Origin of the sequence: Demequina lignilytica (genome assembly GCF_030418375.1) — a bacterium.
Taxonomy (GTDB): domain Bacteria; phylum Actinomycetota; class Actinomycetes; order Actinomycetales; family Demequinaceae; genus Demequina; species Demequina lignilytica.
In genome coordinates this window covers 1-14,107 of the sequence record NZ_JAUHPZ010000015.1, presented here as the reverse complement: position 1 = coordinate 14,107, position 14,107 = coordinate 1, and the positions used below count along the sequence as shown (strand labels likewise).

11 protein-coding genes are annotated in these 14,107 nt (G+C 72.5%); 3 read left to right on the top strand and 8 right to left on the bottom strand.

Features of this window, described 5'->3' with window-relative positions; genetic code table 11:
• Positions 1-50: 50 nt before the first annotated feature.
• The gene (locus tag QQX13_RS13390) at positions 51-1,025 is read left to right on the top strand and encodes an SLAC1 anion channel family protein (protein WP_301121305.1); all 975 of its coding nucleotides are present in this window, start codon (positions 51-53) and stop codon (positions 1,023-1,025) included.
• Positions 1,026-1,170: 145 nt separating this feature from the next.
• Here QQX13_RS13390 and QQX13_RS13385 read toward each other — a convergent pair whose 3' ends face one another.
• The 6 genes from QQX13_RS13385 to QQX13_RS13360 form a co-directional block, all read right to left on the bottom strand.
• Positions 1,171-1,584, bottom strand: coding sequence for a rhodanese-like domain-containing protein (locus tag QQX13_RS13385; protein ID WP_301121307.1), 414 nt, complete (start codon positions 1,582-1,584; stop codon positions 1,171-1,173).
• 236 nt (positions 1,585-1,820) lie between these two features.
• Complete coding sequence (locus QQX13_RS13380; protein ID WP_301153650.1) at positions 1,821-3,182, bottom strand: NAD-dependent succinate-semialdehyde dehydrogenase; 1,362 nt, start codon at positions 3,180-3,182, stop codon at positions 1,821-1,823.
• 31 nt (positions 3,183-3,213) lie between these two features.
• The gene (locus QQX13_RS13375) at positions 3,214-4,680 is read right to left on the bottom strand and encodes an NAD-dependent succinate-semialdehyde dehydrogenase (protein ID WP_301153649.1); all 1,467 of its coding nucleotides are present in this window, start codon (positions 4,678-4,680) and stop codon (positions 3,214-3,216) included.
• Complete coding sequence (gabT, locus tag QQX13_RS13370) at positions 4,677-6,038, bottom strand: 4-aminobutyrate--2-oxoglutarate transaminase (RefSeq protein WP_301153647.1); 1,362 nt, start codon at positions 6,036-6,038, stop codon at positions 4,677-4,679. Before gabT ends, QQX13_RS13375 begins: the two co-directional genes overlap by 4 nt.
• The gene (locus QQX13_RS13365) at positions 6,035-7,390 is read right to left on the bottom strand and encodes an aspartate aminotransferase family protein (RefSeq protein WP_301153645.1); all 1,356 of its coding nucleotides are present in this window, start codon (positions 7,388-7,390) and stop codon (positions 6,035-6,037) included. Before QQX13_RS13365 ends, gabT begins: the two co-directional genes overlap by 4 nt.
• Before the next feature lie 19 nt (positions 7,391-7,409).
• Complete coding sequence (locus tag QQX13_RS13360) at positions 7,410-8,897, bottom strand: CoA-acylating methylmalonate-semialdehyde dehydrogenase (RefSeq protein ID WP_301153643.1); 1,488 nt, start codon at positions 8,895-8,897, stop codon at positions 7,410-7,412.
• Positions 8,898-8,985: 88 nt separating this feature from the next.
• Here QQX13_RS13360 and QQX13_RS13355 point away from each other — a divergent pair, with 88 nt between their 5' ends.
• A complete protein-coding gene (locus tag QQX13_RS13355; protein WP_301153642.1) occupies positions 8,986-10,596 on the top strand; it encodes a PucR family transcriptional regulator in 1,611 nt (536 codons plus the stop codon).
• A 5-nt stretch (positions 10,597-10,601) separates the two neighbouring features.
• Here QQX13_RS13355 and QQX13_RS13350 read toward each other — a convergent pair whose 3' ends face one another.
• Positions 10,602-10,952 carry a cupin domain-containing protein gene (locus QQX13_RS13350; RefSeq protein WP_301121328.1) on the bottom strand — a complete coding sequence of 117 codons (351 nt, stop codon included), beginning with the start codon at positions 10,950-10,952 and terminating at the stop codon, positions 10,602-10,604.
• Entirely contained in the window at positions 10,949-12,340 is a 1,392-nt protein-coding gene (locus QQX13_RS13345; protein ID WP_301153640.1) for an NAD(P)/FAD-dependent oxidoreductase, read from the bottom strand. The genes QQX13_RS13350 and QQX13_RS13345 overlap by 4 nt, the downstream gene beginning before the upstream one ends.
• 302 nt (positions 12,341-12,642) lie before the next feature.
• Between QQX13_RS13345 and QQX13_RS13340 the strand changes: the two genes are divergently transcribed.
• Positions 12,643-14,016 carry an aspartate aminotransferase family protein gene (locus QQX13_RS13340; RefSeq protein ID WP_301121332.1) on the top strand — a complete coding sequence of 458 codons (1,374 nt, stop codon included), beginning with the start codon at positions 12,643-12,645 and terminating at the stop codon, positions 14,014-14,016.
• The last annotated feature ends 91 nt before the right edge of the window (positions 14,017-14,107 follow it).

Sequence of the window (14,107 nt, the reverse complement as noted above, 5' to 3'; positions counted from 1 at the left end):
TCGGAGAAGCGGTACCCGCTGGGGTATATCGTGACCGCGAAGGAGGACCCATGAGCGCACCCGTCGCCCCCGCATCGTCCCTGGCTCACCTGCCGGTGGGCGTGTTCGCCATCGCGATGGGCGTCGGCGGCACGGCCGTCGGGTGGCACCGCGCCGTCGAGACGTTCGACCTCGGCGTCGCGGTCGGGCAGGCGCTCGCCTGGGCCGGGCTCGCGGTGCTCGCGGTCGCGCTCGCCGCCTACGGCGCCAAGGTGATCCGCCACCCGCGCGCGGCGCTCGCGGAGTGGACCCACCCGGTCAAGGCGGCCTTCGTCGCGACCATCCCGATCTCGATGATGGTCCTCGCGATCGCGTTCCTGCCGATGAGCGAGCCGCTCTCCGCGGGACTGTGGTGGACCGGCGCGGGGCTCCAGGCGATCGCGACCGTGCTGATCATGCGCACGTGGATCGCCGACGCGCGGATCGAGACCATCCACGTGCATCCCGCCTGGTTCATCCCCGTGGTGGGCAACCTGGTGGCGCCGCTCGCCGGCGTGGCCCACGCGCCCGCGGAGATCAACTGGTACTTCTTCGGGATCGGCTCCGTGTTCTGGCTGGGGCTGCTGCCGATCGTGCTCCAGCGGCTGTTCGTCGCGGGCGTGATCCCGCCGCGGCTCGCACCGACGCTCGCGATCCTGGTCGCGCCTCCCGCGGTGGCGGCGCTGTCATGGGTGCGGCTCGGCGGCGCCTGGACCGACCCGCTCGCGATGATGCTGCTGGGCGTGGTGATCTTCCAGCTCGCCCTGCTCGCGGCGCAGGCCAACGCGCTGCGGCGGGTCCCGTTCGCGGTCAGCGCGTGGGCCTACACGTTCCCGCTCGCGGCGGCGGCGTCGGCGCTGCTCGCGGCCTACGGGGCGGGCGCGACCGCGTTCGCGGCCTGGGTGGGCGCGCTCGCGCTCACCGCGGCGACCCTGCTCGTGCTGGGGCTCGGGTGGCGCACCGGCGTGGCCGTGGCGCGAGGGGAGCTGGTCAAGCCCGAGGGGTGAGGCTCAGGGCCGAGATCGGCACGATTCTCTTCGGGAGATCGATCCGCGCCCCGCGAACGACACGATCGTCTTCACGAGGCGGTCGGGGTGCGGATCGGGCGCGGGTGCGGATCGGGCGCGGGTGGGGCTGGAGGGAGAGCCCCCGTCAGCCCGCGACGATGTCGCCCGTCCAGGCGCCGATGCCGCCCTCCAGGCCCACGGTGCCCTCGACGCCGTCGGCGGCCATCCCCTCGATCGCGGCGCGCGAGCGGTTGCCGGAGCGGCAGTACACGGCGTACTCGCCCTCGGGGTCGAGCGCGGCGATCTGCGCGTCGAAGTCGGCGCCCTGGACGTCGATGTTCACGGCCTCGGGCAGGTGGCCCTCGGCGTACTCGGCGGGCGTGCGGACGTCGATGACGACCACGCCGTCGGTGGCGACGGCCTCGGCGAACCGCTCGGCGCTGACGTGGCCTCCGTCGAAGGCGAGGGGGGCGTCCTCGCCGCCCGAGCAGGCGGACAGCGTGACGGCGGCGAGCATGGCGGCACCGAGCATGGCGGCGCGGGTCTTGATGCGGGTCATGGGGAGAACTATACCCCAGGGGGTATGCATCCGGTGAGCGCGATGCGCCTCGCCCCCGACCCCGCCCCCACTCGCGACCCTCTCCCCCGACCCCCTTCCCTCGCTCATGAAGGGAATCGTGTCGACCTCGAGCGCGGATCGCCCCCCGTGAAGCGATCCGTGCCGGACACGACGGCGCCCGGCGCGCATCGCGGAGAGACAGGCGATGCGGCCGGGCGCCGGGTCGGCGAGCGGGCTCAGGCCACGCGGATGAGCTTCTTGTTGACGAACTCGTCCGCGGCCAGCAGGCCCATCTCCCGCGAGGTGCCGGAGCGCTTCACACCGCCGAACGGCAGCTCGGGGCTGTCGGCCAGCACGCAGTTGACGTAGACCATGCCGGCCTCGATCGCGTCGGCCACGCGCTGCGCCTGCGCCTCGTCCGTCGTGTAGACGTAGGAGCCCAGGCCGAACGCGGTGTCGTTCGCCAGCGCGATCGCCTCCTCCTCGCTCGTGACCTTGTACACGGCGGCCGCGGGCCCGAACAGCTCCTCGCGGTACACGTCCATCTCGGGGGTGACCCCGGTCAGCACCGTCGGCGCGTAGAAGGCTCCGTCGCGGGTCCCGCCCGCGACCAGGGTCGCGCCCTGCGCGACCGCCGTCGCGACCTGGCCCTCGAGCCGCTCGGCCGCGGCGAGGGAGGACAGCGGTCCGATCACCGAGTCCTCCTCGAAGCCGTCGCCGGCCTTGCACGCGACCATGGCGGCGGTGAACTTCTCGAGGAACTCGTCGTACAGCGAGTCGATCACGATGAACCGCTTGGGGGCGTTGCAGGACTGCCCGCTGTTGTCCATGCGGGCCTCGACGGCGCCCTCGACCACGGCGTCCATGTCCTCGGTCGACAGCAGGATGAACGGGTCCGACCCGCCCAGCTCGAGCGCGACCTTCTTGAGGTGCTGGCCCGCGAGCGCGGCCACGGCGGAGCCCGCCCGCTCGGAGCCCGTCACCGAGACGCCGTGGATGCGCGGGTCCGCGATGATCTGCGCGGCCTGCTCGTTCGACGCGTACACGTTGACGTAGACGCCCTCGGGGGCGCCTGCGTCGCGGTACATCTGCTCGATCGCGGCGGCCGACTCGGGGCACTGCGGGGCGTGCTTGAGGACGATGCTGTTGCCCACCACGATGTTCGGCGCGGCGAAGCGTGCCACCTGGTAGTAGGGGAAGTTCCACGGCATGATGCCGAGCAGCGGGCCGAGCGCCGAGCGGCGGATCACCGCGGTGCCCTCGCCCAGGATGTCGATCGGGGTGTCGCCCGTGATCGCCTCGGCGTTGTCGGCGTAGTACTCGGTGATGTCCGCGGCGAAGTCGACCTCGCCCAGGGCATGCGACATCGGCTTGCCCATCTCGCGCACGATGATCGCGGCGAGCTCCTCGCGGCGCTCCCGGTGGAGCTCCGCCACGCGACGGATGACGGCGGCGCGCTCGGCGGGCGTCGAGCTCCGCAGCCAGCCGCGGTAGGCGGCGTCGGCGGCGGCGACGGCCGCGGGGACCTCGGCGTCGGTCATGGTGGGGTACTCGGCGAGCGTCTCTCCGGTCGCGGGGTTGACCACTGCGTAGTTCATCTCTCTCCTCTTCCTTGAAGCTCGGTCGGTCTCAGTCGACGGGGATCAGGGTGTACTTGGTGGACAGGTACTCGTCGATGCCCTCGAGGCCGCCCTCGCGCCCGATGCCCGACTGCTTGACGCCGCCGAACGGTGCGGCGGCGTTGGACACCACGCCCGCGTTCAGACCCATCATGCCGGTGGCGAGCGAGTCGATCAGGCGATGGCCGCGCGCGAGATCCTGCGTGTACGCGTACGAGACCAGGCCGTACTCGGTGGCGTTGGCGAGCGCGACGCCCTCCTCCTCGGTCTCGAAGGTCGCGATCGCCAGCACCGGCCCGAAGATCTCCGTCGAGAGGATCTCGGAGCCGGGCTGCACGTCGGTGAGGACCGTGGGCTGGAGGAACGTGCCGGGGCCGTCCACCGCCGCGCCGCCGGTCGCCAGGGAGGCGCCCCTGGTCACCGCATCGTCCACCAGGGCGAGGGACGATGCGACGGCCCGGTCGTCGATGAGCGGCCCGATCTGGACGCCGTCCTCGGTACCGCGGCCGACCCGCATGGCGGTGACGCGCTCGGTGACGCGACGCGCGAACTCGTCGGCGACCGACGCGTGGACGATGAAGCGGTTGGCGGCGGTGCACGCCTGGCCGATGTTGCGGAACTTGGCCATGAGCGCGCCCTCGACGGCCTTGTCCAGGTCCGCATCCTCGAAGACGAGGAACGGCGCGTTGCCGCCCAGCTCCATGGACACCCGGAGCACGCCGTCGGCGGCCTGCTTGATCAGCGCGCGCCCCACCTCGGTGGAGCCGGTGAAGGACAGCTTGCGCAGGCGCGGGTCCGCGAGGATCGGAGCGGTGACGCCGCGCGAGTCCGTCGAGGTGATGACGTTGACCACGCCCGCCGGCACGCCGACCTCCTCGAGGATCCCGGCGAACGCCAGCGTGGTCAGCGGCGTGAGGGCCGCGGGCTTGACCACCACGGTGCAGCCCGCCGCGAGCGCCGGCGCGATCTTCCGGGTCGCCATCGCGAGGGGGAAGTTCCAGGGCGTGATCAGGTACGACGGTCCGACCGGCCGCCGCGAGACCACCATGCGACCCGTGCCCTCCGGGTTGAGCCCGTAGCGGCCGGTGATGCGGACCGCCTCCTCGGAGAACCAGCGCAGGAACTCGTTGCCGTAGGCGACCTCTCCGCGCGCCTCCGCGAGCGGCTTGCCCATCTCGAGCGTCATGAGCAGCGCGAGGTCCTCGGCGCGCTCGCGCACCTTCTCGAAAGCGGCTCGCAGCAGCTCGCCGCGCACGCGCGGCGCCGTCGCTGCCCAGGCGTCCTGCGCGGCGACAGCGGCGTCGAGGGCCCGCTGCGCATCGTCCGGCGACGCGTCGGCGATCGACCGGATCACGTCGCCCGTCGACGGGTCGCGGACGTCGAACGTCGCGCCGGTGGACGATGCGGTCCACTCCCCCCCGATGTACAGCCCGGTGGGCATGGCGTCGAGGACGGCGCCCTCCCGCTCCGCGGTCATGCCGACGCCCCGGCGAGCTGCGCCGCGATCACGTCGAGCCCCTCCGCCAGGAGAGCATCCGAGATGGACAGCGGCGGCAGGAATCGGATGACGTTGCCGTGGGTGCCGCAGGTGAGCACGATCACCCCCTCGGCGATCGCTCCCTTGGCGACCCTGCCCGCGAGCGCCGCGTCCGGGGCGCCCGTGGTCGGGTCGACGAACTCGACCGCGACCATCGCGCCGCGCCCGCGGACCTCGGCGATGCGCGGGTCGGACTCGCGCATCGTGTCCAGGCGGGAGGTGAGCAGCGTGCCGATCTCCGTCGCACGGTCCACCAGGCCGCCGTGCTCGAACGCGTCGATCGAGGCGAGCGCGGCCGCGCACGCGATGGGGTTGCCCCCGTACGTGCCGCCCAGGCCGCCGGCGTGCGACGCGTCCATGATGTCCGCGCGGCCGGTGACCGCGGCGAGCGGCAGGCCGCCCGCGATGCCCTTCGCCAGGGTCATGAGGTCGGGCTCGACACCGAACAGCTCGGACGCGAACATCGCGCCGGTGCGGCCGAAGCCGGTCTGGACCTCGTCGGCGATGAAGACCACGCCGTTGTCGCGGCACCAGTCCGCGACGGCGGGCAGGAAGCCCTCGGCCGGGACGATGAAGCCGCCCTCGCCCTGGATCGGCTCGATGATGACGGCCGCGAGGTTCGCCGCACCCACCTGCTTCTCGATGAGGTCGATGGAGCGCGCCGCTGCCTCCGCACCGGACAGGCCGTCGCGCAGCGGGTAGGACGCGGGCGCGCGGTAGACCTCGGACGCGAAGGGCCCGAAGCCGCTCTTGTAGGGCATCGACTTCGCCGTCAGCGCCATGGTGAGGTTGGTCCGCCCGTGGTAGGCGTGATCGAAGGCGACCACGGCCTGCCGGCCGGTGAACTTGCGCGCGATCTTGACGGCGTTCTCGACCGCCTCTGCGCCGGAGTTGAACAGCGCGGACTTCTTGGCGAAGGCGCCCGGCACGAGGCGGTTGAGGGCCTCGCACACCTCGACGTAGCCCTCGTAGGGCGACACCATGAAGCAGGTGTGCGTGAACTGCGCCGCCTGACGCTGGACGGCCTCGACCACGCCGGGGTGGGCGTTGCCCACGGACGTGACCGCGATCCCGGAGCCCAGGTCGATCAGCGAGTTGCCGTCGGCGTCGACCACGACGCCGCCTCCCGCGGCGACCGCCGAGATGGGCGCGGTGTGACCGACGCCCGCCGCCACGGCGGCCGCCTTCCGGTCGAGGAGCTCCTGCGAGCGGGGCCCCGGGATCGCCGTGACCAGGCGGCGCTCCTGCGGCAGGCCGGGTCCGCCGATCAGCGGGCCCGCCTCGGGGGTGAGGGTCATGCTGCTGCTCCGTCTGCGACCACGAGGGCCGCGTCGATGATGTCCAGGCCGCGGCGCAGCTCATCCTCGGTGATGACCAGCGGGGGCGCGACGTGGATGCGGTTGAAGTGGATGAAGGGCCACAGTCCGGCCTTCTTGCAGGCGGCCGCGAGGGCCGCCATCGGGGCGGCGTCCGCACCCGACGCGTTGAAGGGCACCAGGCCCTCGCGGGTGTCCCGATCCTTGACCAGCTCGATGGCCCAGAACAGGCCCGTGCCGCGGATCTCGCCCACGCTGGGGTGGGTCTCGAGCCAGCCCTCGAGGGTGGGGCGCACCACGCGCTCGCCCAGGTCCTTGACCCGCGCGAGGATGCCGTCACGCTCGAACACCTCGAAGGTCGCGATGCCGGGGGCGCAGGCGAGCGGGTGGCCGGAGTAGGTCAGGCCGCCGGGGAACGCGCGGTCGTCGAAGACGCGGGCGATCGCGTCCGAGATCACCACGCCGCCCAGCGGAACGTAGCCGGAGTTGACGCCCTTGGCGAAGGTGATGAGGTCCGGCACCACGTCGTGGCCCTGGAACGCGAACCACTCGCCGGTGCGGCCGAAGCCGACCATCACCTCGTCCGCGATGTAGACGATCCCGTACTTGTCGCACAGCGCGCGCACGCCCTGGAGGTAGCCCGGCGGGGGCACCAGCACGCCGTTGGTGCCCACCACGGTCTCGATGATGATCGCCGCGATGGTCGCCGCGCCCTCGAGCACGATCTGCTGCTCGAGGTGCGCGAGCGCGCGCTCGGTCTCCTCCTCGGGGGTCTGGGAGTAGAACGGCGAGCGGTAGAGGTAGGGGCCGAAGAAGTGCACGACCGAGCCGTCGGCCGGCTCGTTGGGCCAGCGGCGCGGGTCGCCCGTGAGGGAGATCGCCGTGGTGGTGTTGCCGTGGTAGCTGCGGTACATCGCCATCACCTTGCGACGGCCGGTGCTCAGGCGCGCCATGCGCACCGCGTTCTCGTTCGCGTCGGCGCCGCCGTTGGTGAAGAACACCTTGGAGAAGGGCGCCCCCGCCACGTCGACGATGCGCCGGGCGAGCTCGCCGCGTACGTCGTTCGCGAACGACGGCTGGATGGTGGCCATGCGCCCCGCCTGGCGCTCGATCGCGGCGACCAGGTCCGGATGCTGGTGGCCCAGGTTGAGGTTGACCAGCTGCGACGCGAAGTCGAGGTAGCGGTTGCCCGCGTAGTCCCAGAACTCGGCGCCGGCGCCGCCGGCGACGGGCAGCGGGTCGATCTGGGCCTGCGCGCTCCACGAGTGGAACACGTGCGCGCGGTCGTCCGCGCGGACGCGGGCCTCGTCTCCGGTCATCAGCTGCTCGGTCATACGGTTCCTCTCCTGCTGCTCAGTGGTTGCTGGGGAAGCCCAGGTCGATCTGGGACTCGGACGGCAGGGGCCACCGCGTGGTGACCACCTTGGAGCGCGTGTAGAAGTGGATCGACTCGGGGCCGTAGATGTGCGAGTCGCCGAACAGCGACTGCTTCCAGCCGCCGAACGAGAAGGCCCCGATCGGCACGGGCAGCGGCACGTTGATGCCCACCATGCCCACCTGGATGTCGAGCTCGAACCGGCGCGCGGTGCCGCCGTCGCGGGTGAAGATCGCGGTGCCGTTGGCGAAGGAGTTCGCGTTGACCAGCGCGACGGCCTCGTCGTAGCTGTCGACACGCACCACGGAGAGCACGGGGCCGAAGATCTCGTCGGAGTACACCTTCATGCCGGGCTTCACGTGGTCGACCAGCGAGACGCCGATGAAGTAGCCGTCGCCGTCGAACTCCTGCGCCGTGCCGTCGACCACCACGGTGGCGCCCTCGGCGGGCGCGCCGGTCACGTAGGAGGCGACCTTCTCCCGGTGCTCCCGCGTGATGAGGGGGCCCATCTCCGACGCCGGGTCGGTGCCGGGACCGATGCGCAGGTTGCCGATGCGCTCCGTCACCTTCGCGACCAGCGCGTCGGCGGTCTCCGCGCCCACCGCGACCAGCACCGAGATCGCCATGCAGCGCTCGCCGGCCGAGCCGTAGGCGGCGGACACCGCCGCGTCGGCGGCGCCGTCGAGGTCCGCGTCGGGCATCACGATCATGTGGTTCTTCGCGCCGCCGAGCGCCTGGACCCGCTTGCCGTTGCCCGCCGCGCGCTCGTAGATCGAGCGGGCGATCGGGGTCGAGCCGACAAAGCTGACGGCGCCGACCTGCGGCGAGTCGAGGATCGCGTCGACGGCCTCCTTGTCGCCGTGGACCACGTTGAGGACGCCTGCCGGCAGGCCCGCCTCCTCCCACAGCCGGGCCAGGAACACGGCCGAGCTCGGGTCCTTCTCCGACGGCTTGAGGATCACCGCGTTGCCGCACGCGATCGCGGACGCCGCCATCCACAGCGGCACCATCACCGGGAAGTTGAACGGCGTGATCGCGCCGACCACGCCCACGGGCTGCTTGAGGGTGTGGACGTCGACGCCCGAGGCGACCTGGGTCGCGTGCTCGCCCTTGAGGAGGTTGACCAGGCCGGACGCGAACTCGACGTTCTCGATGCCGCGGCTGATCTCGCCCTTGGCGTCCGCGATGACCTTGCCGTGCTCGGAGGTGATGACCGCCGCGAGCTCGTCGGCGCGCTCGACCAGGAGCTGCCTCATCCGGAACAGGACGTCGGCGCGACGGACGAGGCCGGTGGCCGCCCACGCACGCTGCGCCTCGACGGCGCTCGCGATCACGGCGTCAACCTCGGCGGACGATGCGAAGGTCACCTCCGCGCGCTGCTCGCCCGTGGCCGGGTCGAAGACCGGCCCGGTGCGCTCGGTGCTGCCGGTCGCCTCCCCGGCGACGTGATGACGGATGACCTCCACGAACACTCCCTCTGACGACGGGCGCCGGACACTCTGCAGGGTCCGGCTACGATGGCTGTCACCCAAGACTCACACAGAGGGCAGGCACATGGTGGTGGCCGATCGTCGCAATCTCGCGAGCACCCGAACACATCGTCCGGAGCGCCATGCGCTGTCCGCGCTGCCCTCCGTCGCCGAGCTGCTGACGGAGCCCGCCTTCCTCGAGGGGGTGCCCGAGGTGATCGTCGGCGGCGCCGCTCTGGAGGCGCCGGTGAGGTGGGTGCACACCTCGGAGCGCGACGACATCGCGGTCCACCTCGACGGACGCGAGCTGCTGCTGTCGATGGGCACCGCGTGGCCCGACACCGACGCCGAGCTCGACGCCTTCATCACCTCGCTCGTGGACGCGGGCCTGTCCGCCCTGCTGCTCGAGCTGGGCACCCGGTATCTCGAGGTCCCGACGGCGGTCCGCGCGGCCGCGCAGCGCCACGGCCTCGCGCTGGTGGTGCTGCACCGCGTGGTGCGCTTCGTCACGCTCACGGAGGCCGGCCACAGCCGGATCATCGCGGGCCAGATGGCGGCGCTGCGCGCCCGCGACGAGGTCCGGGAGCTCTTCACCGGTCTCGCCCTGCGCGGCTCCCCCGCGGACCACGTGGTCCGCGAGCTCGCCCGCACCCTGGGCGCCCCTGTGGTGCTGGAGAGCCTCGCGCACGAGATGCTGATCGCGGAGGTGCCGGCCGGGGCCGAGGCGGCGGCGCTGCACGACTGGGAGCGGCGCTCGCGCGGAGCGCACCGCGGCAACGCGCTCGAGGAGGGCTGGGTCGTGGTGCCCGTCGACGCGCGCGGCAAGCGCTGGGGCTCGCTGGTCGCGCTGCCGGGGCCCGCCCATCCCGCCGGCCGCCGGAACGTGCTGCTGCAGGGCGCGATCGCCCTCGCGCTCGGCCGCCTCGCCGACGGCGGCGTCGACACCTGGTCCACCCTCGCGCGCCGCCACCTGCTCGAACCGCTCATGGCGGGCCGCTTCCAGAGCCCCGAGGCCGCGGCCGCGCGCCTCGAGGCCGCAGGCGTCCCGGTCGCGGGCCGGCTGCTGTACGGCCTGGTGCTCAGCGGCGCGGGTCGCACCCCGGCCGACGTCGAGGCGTGGGCGCTCGCGCTCGGCGCCCGCGCCCGCGCGCTGGCGATCACCAGCCGGACGGGCGCCCCGCTGACGATGGTGCTGCTGTCGAACCCCCAGCATCGTCCCCTCGACGACGACCACCTGCGCACGCTGCTGCGCGCGGCCCCCGACGGGGGACGCGTGTGCGCCACGATCGGCACCGCGGCCACCGACATCGAGGGCGCCCTGCTGTCGCTGCACGAGGCGCTCGACAACGCCCCCGACACCGCGGCCGAGCAGCAGGTCCACTGGGTCGAGCGACGCCCGCTGGCGCGCCTCATCAGCAGCCTGCGCGACGACCACCGCCTGCTCGACCACGGCGAGCGCATGCTCACCCCGCTCATCGAGCACGACCAGCGCACGGGCGGGGACCTGCTCCAGGTGCTGGGCGCCGCGCTCGCGCATCCCGGCAACCGGACCGCGGCCGCGAAGGCGGCGCACCTGTCGCGATCGGTGTTCTACCAGCGCCTCGACCTGATCTCGCGCCTGCTCGAGGTCGACCTCGAGGACGGCGAGACCCAGACGGCGCTGCACATCGCGCTGCTGTCCCGCCACCGCGCCTGACGGCCTCAGGGTGCGACGTAGACCTTCCGCAGCGTCTCGGTGACCGTCCACCGCGTGCGCATGCCTGCCTGCAGCCACACGAGCGAGCCCGGGCCGACCTCCGCGGGCGGCAGCGCGGGTTCGAGGTACTCGATGCGCGCGCGACCCGCGAGCACGACGAACACCTCGTCCACCTCGACGTCCGTGGCGACGCCCGGCGTCATCTCCCAGACCCCGATCTCGACCGCGCCGATCTCGGCGAGCGCCGCCGCGCCGTGCACGGGCGCGCCGGCCTCCAGCGCATCGTCCGGCACCGGCTCGGTCTCGATCGGCAGCGCGGTGAGGTCGACGGCGGCGCCGGGAGCGATGTCGGTCATGAGTCGAACCCCAATCCGAGGCGGTCGAGCGTGCGGAGCAGCAGGTTGCGGCGCCCCTCGTGGTGGTCCGCGCGATCGAGCGACCAGCGTGTGGCGTTGATGCCGATGCTCGCCAGCGGCTCGGGCGGGAACGGCAGCGGACGCTCCCGCACCATGCGCAGGCGGGTGCGCTCCGTGTCCTCGCCGGTCAGCAGGTCGAGCATCACGTTCGCGCCGAACCGGGTCGCGCCGACGCCGAGCCCGGTGAAGCCGACCGAGTACGCGACGTCGCCGCCGCGGGCCGAGCCGAAGAAGGCGCAGAACCGCGTGCTCGTGTCGATCGCGCCCGCCCAGCGATGGGTGGCCTCGATGCCCTCGAGCTGCGGGAAGGTGGTGAGCAGGTGGCTCGCGAGCCGCTCGTAGGACTCGGAGCGGTCCTGGTAGGCCGCCTTGAGACGACCGCCCGCGTAGTAGATGGCGTCGTAGCCGCCGAACAGGAGGCGGTCGTCAGCCGTCAGCCGGTAGTAGTGGAACTGGTTGCCCAGGTCCGCGACCCCCTGGCGCCCCTCCCACCCGATCGCCCCGAGCTGCGCTGCCGTGAGCGGCTCGGTCATCAGCGAGTAGTCGAAGACCGGCACCGTCATGAGCCGGTTGCGCTTGAGCAGGGACGGGAACACGTTGGTCGCGAGCGCGACCTTGCGCGCGGCGACCACGCCGTCCCCGGTGCGCACCGCCGGGCCGTCCTCGAGAGCGGTCACGGGCGAGCGCTCGAAGATGCGCACGCCGAGCTCCTCGGCCACCCGTGCGAGCTCCCGGGCGAGCTTCGCCGGATGCACCAGGGCGGTGTCGTCCGGGCTGAGGCTGCCGGCCAGGTAGGTGGGCGAGTCGACCAGCGCGCGGGTGCCGGCGGCGTCGAGGAAGCCCTCGTCGTCGCGGAGCCAGTCGACCTGGTGCGGCTCCACGGCCACGGCGAGGGCGCCCGTGCGCTGCCAGTCCACGTCCATGCCGTAGCGGGCGACGGTGGCCTCGATCTGGTCGAGGTTCTCGCGGCCCAGCTGGTCGAGCCGGTCGATCTCCTCGGGCCAGCGCGACTCTCCGTTCTCGCGCCCGTGCGTCAGCGAGGCCTCGCAGAAGCCGCCGTTGCGGCCCGAGGCCGCCCATCCGACGCGGCGCGCCTCGAGGATCACCACGTCGAGGTCGGGATCGCGCTCCTTCGCCATCACCGCGGTCCACAGGCCGCTGTAGCCGCCGCCGACCACCACCAGGTCGGCCCGATGGCTGCCCGCGAGGGCGGGGCGCTCCGGCCCCGGCGCATCGTCCGTCCAGAAGGGGGCGAGGCGCGACGACGCGAGCATCGCGCGCACGGCGTCGGCGGAGGGTCGGTCACGTTCGAAGACCGTGGTGCCCACGGATATCAGCTCCAGTCCTGTCCAGACGGTCCGGCCACGGGGACGCCGCCTGAGGAGATCGAAGCCCACCCGTGCCATCGCGCGCAAGGGGCGAGGGACCCGGCCGGACGGACCGGCGGACGATGCGGCACCGCCTGACGCATCGTCCACCCATGACCGTTGACGGGCGCCCGGGGCGCTCGGTTACCATCCTGTTCAGACGCCGTCGCGCGTCGCGATCGGGTCGCGCCAGGCCGGCGGCCGATCGGTCCCCTCCGTTTCTCGGAGACACCCGACGCCAGGCCGGTCGGGTGGAGGGAACCATGCCTGTCATTCTCGACCGCGCCCGCATCGCCCAGCTCATCGAGGAGCAGACCGCGCTCCTCAACGAGCGCACCACGAAGTCCAAGGCGATGTACGCGCACGCCAGCGAGCACCTCTCGGGCGGCGTCGCGTCCAGCTACCAGGGCCGCGACCCGTGGCCGATCTACATCGAGTCCGGCGCGGGCGACCGCATCACGGACGTCGACGGCAACGAGTACTTCGACTTCCACAACGGCTTCGGGTCGATGGTCCAGGGCCACGCGCACCCGGCGATCGGCGACGCGATCCAGAAGCGCTACCCGCTCGGCACGCACTTCGCCGCGGCCACCGAGGACGTCATCGACGTCGCCGACGAGCTCGCCCGCCGCTGGGGCATCCCCAAGTGGCGCTTCACCAACTCGGGCTCCGAGTCCACGATGGATGCGATCCGCATCGCCCGCGCCTACACCGGCCGCGACACCGTCATGAAGATCTTCGGCTCGTACCACGGCCACCACGACACGGTCATGGTGTCGATCGGCGTCGAGTACGACAAGATCGGCGACCGCGAGAACCTCGCCTCGCTCCCCTACGGCGCGGGCATCCCGCAGGCGGTGGTCGACATGACCATCGCTGTGCCGTTCAACGACGCGGGCGCGATGGAGCGCCGCATCGAGCGCCTCGACGCGGAGGGCCGGAAGCCGGCGTGCGTGATCATGGAGGCCGCCATGATGAACCTGGGCGTGGTGCTGCCCGAGCCGGGCTACCTCGAGGCCGTCCGCGAGATCACGCGCAGGCACGGGATCGTCCTGATCTTCGACGAGGTCAAGACGGGTCTCGCCATCGCCGCGGGCGGCGCGACCGAGAAGTTCGGGGTCACCCCCGACATGGTGACGCTCGCGAAGGTGCTGGGCGGCGGCATGCCCTCGGGCGCCATCGGCGGCACCGAGGAGGTCATGAGCGTGGTCGAGGACCACTCCGTCTACCAGGTGGGCACCTACAACGGGAACCCGCTGTCGATGGCCGCGGCGAAGGCCTCGCTGCTCGAGGTGCTGACCCCCGAGGCGTACGTGCGGCTGGGCGAGCTCAACGATCGGATCGTCGCCGGCTGCCAGGCCGTGATCGACAAGTACGACCTCGCGGGGTACGCGATCGGCATCGGCTCCAAGGGCTGCGTGACGTTCTCCACCGAGAAGATCGTCGACTACGAGACCTTCAAGAACGCGCAGGACGTCGAGCTGTGCGATCTGGCGTGGCTGTGGAACATGAACCACGGGATCTTCATGACGCCCGGCCGTGAGGAGGAGTGGACCCTCTCCGTGGTGCACTCCGACGAGTCGGTGGATGCCTACATCGCCGCGTTCGACGCGCTCGCGGCGGCGCTGACGAGCTGAGGTTGGGGGGTGGGGGTGGGGCGGGGGCTGGGTCCCCCGGCCCGCGCCCCCCCCCCCCCCCCCCCCCCCCCCCCCCCCCCCCCCCCCCCGT